Below are 2,953 nucleotides of genomic sequence, written 5' to 3'. Positions count from 1 at the left end.
GGGCTATATCCCTGATTAAATCTAGCTTGTAGCATTTTTTGTCCCCACGCCAGCTCCCCAACTTTTTCCCGTTTTTAGCGATCGCCGTGATTGAGTGGTGTTCTCATCAGAACGGAGCCGAACTGATCTGACAGCCCACATCAGCTTTTCCCAAAACTCCTATCCCCAGTCGCTTTCACCGAATTCCGGTCGATGCGACATTTTTGCGTCGCTCCCGATCACTGATTGGGTTTGAGCAAATCTGCGATCGCCTTTTGTTGCGCTTGGTTTTCGTCGGGAAAAGTTTGACGAGAATCAGTAATTAACCAATCCAAAGCCGCTTCTTGGACATCGATAGTTGCGCCTGTTTTATCCACGCAGTAGCGTCCAAACACCAACTTATCCACTAAACGAACCCCCGGACCGAGACGAGAATACTCGAAAATAACGCTGTTATCCACCGTGGCACCGCTACAGATCCAACAATTGGGGCCGATCATACTCGGTCCAATAATGGTTGCCCCATCTTCTATATGGGTCATTGCGCCGATGTAAACAGGCCCTTGAATATTAACCTTATCCCAGTTAACGGATACGTTTAAACCTGTATAAATGCCTGGTTTCACTTCTATCCCAGGAATCTGTACATTTTTAATTTCTCTTTGCAATACACCACGAATAGCGTGCCAATAATCAGGAACTTTTCCAATATCGACCCATTCAAAATCCATGTCTACTGCATAAAATGGTGCGCCTTTTTCTACCAATGTTGGGAATAGTTCGCCACCGATATCGTATTTTTGGTTGGGAGGGATATAGTTAATTATCTCTGGTTCAAAGATATAGATCCCTGTATTGATACTGGTACTGAGTGCTTCTTCGACGGAGGGTTTTTCCTGGAAGGTTTGAATTCTTCCCTCTTCATCACTCACCACTACCCCGTAACTGGATACAACCTCTTTGGGTACAGATTTTGTGACAATTGTAGCGATCGCTCCTTTTTCCCTATGAAACTTGACCGCTGCTGTCAAATCTAGGTCTATGAGAGCATCCCCGCATAAAACAATAAAAGTATCGTCAAAAAAGGGGTTAAAATCGTGAATTCGCCTCAATCCACCAGCCGAGCCCAGGGCTTCACCCACTAAATCACCATCGACAATTTTTCCTTCAAAAGAATAACCGATTTGTACGCCAAAGCGTTGACCGTCGCGAAAATAACTCTCTATTTCTTCGGCTAGATGGCTAACGTTAACCATAATTTCGTTAAAGCCGTGCTGTCGTAGAAGTTCTAACAAAAACTCCATCACAGGCTTCTGCAAAATAGGAATTAATGGTTTAGGTATGGTATGGGTAATGGGACGAACTCGAGTTCCTTTCCCAGCGGCCAGAATCATGGCTTTCATGAATACTATTTCCTCAATCTTTGCCACAGGTATTTGGGGTGACAATGCTTAGTTTACCATTAACTTTTGCCATATTTTGATTATTGTTTCAAATTGCTTGAGTTATACTCGCATCTTCCACCTGTACTATAAAGTGTTGGTGAGTTTAGGGTGTGGGGTGTGGGTTCTCGTCAGGACTCAGGTTCATAGCACTTCAATAGTGAGATCCTGATAAAATTCTTCTTGAGATAATTCTACTTTTGATTGGGATGAGAGTAGGAGTAAAGCCCAAAATACCCCTACTCTGTCTTGTTTGTGGTGGTTTTCTTGGGGAGGATTAACTTGATGCCATCGCTGTAATAAATCGTCTAAATCTAGTTTTCGTTCTACCGGGGAAGAATCTGTCCACTGTTGGGCGAAAAAACTTTCTAATTGTTGGGCTAATTCCGTTAAGTTTTCTTGGTGGGCCAATTGAGTTACCATTTTCATGGCTTCTCGTTGGGAGTGAGGTTTCGGGGTAGCTTTGCGACGGCGAGAGGGAGTTGCTGTTTCTATTTCTTCGGCTATTTCTTCTATGTGAGTGATTAATTCTTGTAGGGTGACACGACGCTGACGAGGGGGTGGGGCTGCACTGCGACGACGAAGATGTTTTTCTAGGTCTGAAATACGGAACTGTTTGTGTGTTTCTTCGGTCAATTCATCAGTGTCATAAGGTATTTCTTCGTCACTGTTGTCCCTATCCAATCGTTCTAAAGAATCTGCTTTAAAACGCACTAACATCGATGCCCACAGAAAAGCTTGTCCTGATCTGGGCAAAGTCGCCTGTTCATAGATATTATCCCCGTATTGACCGATGCCTAATTCACTTAAAAAACGATCAATAACATCAATTACTTTAACGTCCCAAGGATCGATTTCTCCTTGTTGGGCTAAATTAATCAGGGTTTCAATTACTTCGGTGGCTGAAGAATTGGTTATGGGTTTTAAGGGGGTAGTATTGCTTTTGGGGGAACTGGCCATAACTAACTAAAATTGATCTGCTTGATAAGTATAAAATTGCTGAAATACCCCGATGGTACCAAATTCGTAATTGGGGACTGGGGAAGGTAAAAGCAATTCCGTTTCGTAAATACTAAATAATAAATAATTTTGACGAATGGTTTTGTTGGCAATAACCCGCTTGATGTGGGGTTTTCCTGTATCAACCAGGGTTTTGCAGTGACTGGCGAGAAAATTTCCTAACCCTCCAGATGCTGCTTGTGAACAAACCTCGTATTTTAAATAGCTGCTTAGGGTATCGGTTGCATAAGTTTCGTAATCCATTCGTCCGGGGTTGGTTAACACCATACCTGTTCCCAAACCGATCAAGCTGACTCCCCCGATAACTTTGATTAAGTGTAGTACATTCATGTCATTTGATCACCACGATTAATATTGAAACGACTATAGATAATTTTTTTCGTTTAATTATAGCTCTGTTTGTTTGTCAGGATCTCCAGTCTAAAATTAAGGGTAAGTAGCCACAAATTTCAGCATGAAAGGAAGCTTCTCAAAAAGTCTGGGGGGACTCGCCGAAAGTTAGGGGACAAAGA

Annotated in this window: 3 protein-coding genes; all 3 read right to left on the bottom strand. The window is 42.6% G+C overall.

The genetic code is table 11. The features are described 5' to 3' along the window. Positions 1 to 218: 218 nt before the first annotated feature. Positions 219 to 1,382: an NDP-sugar synthase gene (locus P9B04_RS18835; RefSeq protein ID WP_342056511.1), complete on the bottom strand. Its 1,164-nt coding sequence runs from the start codon at positions 1,380 to 1,382 to the stop codon at positions 219 to 221. A gap of 183 nt (positions 1,383 to 1,565) precedes the next feature. Beyond that, positions 1,566 to 2,381 carry a segregation/condensation protein A gene (locus P9B04_RS18830; protein ID WP_342056510.1) on the bottom strand — a complete coding sequence of 272 codons (816 nt, stop codon included), beginning with the start codon at positions 2,379 to 2,381 and terminating at the stop codon, positions 1,566 to 1,568. 6 nt (positions 2,382 to 2,387) lie between these two features. Then, positions 2,388 to 2,771, bottom strand: a complete 384-nt coding sequence (locus P9B04_RS18825; protein WP_342056509.1) for a DUF4359 domain-containing protein — start codon at positions 2,769 to 2,771, stop codon at positions 2,388 to 2,390. Between the last annotated feature and the right edge of the window lie 182 nt (positions 2,772 to 2,953).

Source organism: Crocosphaera sp. Alani8 (assembly GCF_038442745.1).
Classification (GTDB): Bacteria; Cyanobacteriota; Cyanobacteriia; order Cyanobacteriales; family Microcystaceae; genus Crocosphaera.
Note: the sequence above shows the minus strand (reverse complement) of the source record. Positions and strands in the feature narration are given on the sequence as shown.

Excerpts from the sequence above, each read along its gene's own strand:
- P9B04_RS18835 (WP_342056511.1), bottom strand. The coding sequence starts at position 1,382 with ATGAAAGCCATGATTCTGGCCGCTGGGAAAGGAACTCGAGTTCGTCCC.
- P9B04_RS18825 (WP_342056509.1), bottom strand. The coding sequence starts at position 2,771 with ATGAATGTACTACACTTAATCAAAGTTATCGGGGGAGTCAGCTTGATC.
- P9B04_RS18830 (WP_342056510.1), bottom strand. The coding sequence starts at position 2,381 with ATGGCCAGTTCCCCCAAAAGCAATACTACCCCCTTAAAACCCATAACC.